This is a genomic window from Frankia sp. Mgl5 (assembly GCF_023242985.1).
Classification (GTDB): domain Bacteria; phylum Actinomycetota; class Actinomycetes; order Frankiales; family Frankiaceae; genus Parafrankia; species Parafrankia soli.
In genome coordinates this window covers 1-260 of record NZ_JALKFY010000192.1, presented here as the reverse complement: position 1 = coordinate 260, position 260 = coordinate 1, and the positions used below count along the sequence as shown (strand labels likewise).

The 260-nt window shown below is 55.4% G+C and carries 1 protein-coding gene; it reads right to left on the bottom strand.

The features are described 5' to 3' along the window. Positions 1–260 (bottom strand): LamB/YcsF family protein (locus MXD62_RS08955; RefSeq protein ID WP_368862348.1); only part of this gene is annotated, 260 nt, incomplete at both ends.

Here is a 260-nt window from a genome sequence, read left to right as displayed (position 1 = left end):
CTATGTACACAAAGAGTATCTGCGGCAAGCTCAATTCTGCCTCCGTCCACCGTCTGCACACTTTGCTCCAGAACCAGTTGGCTAGCCTGCGCCATCTGTTCTTCTTTACTGATCAGGACGCTTCCCTCCAGCTCGCGGGGAGCAAGCCGTCCGTTGGGCAGGTAAGCGCGATCGGCAAAGACTTCTTCCGCCACTCGCAGGCCATATTCCATACCTGCCTCTACCAAAGCGCTTCCGGACAAGGCATAGATACTCAGTTC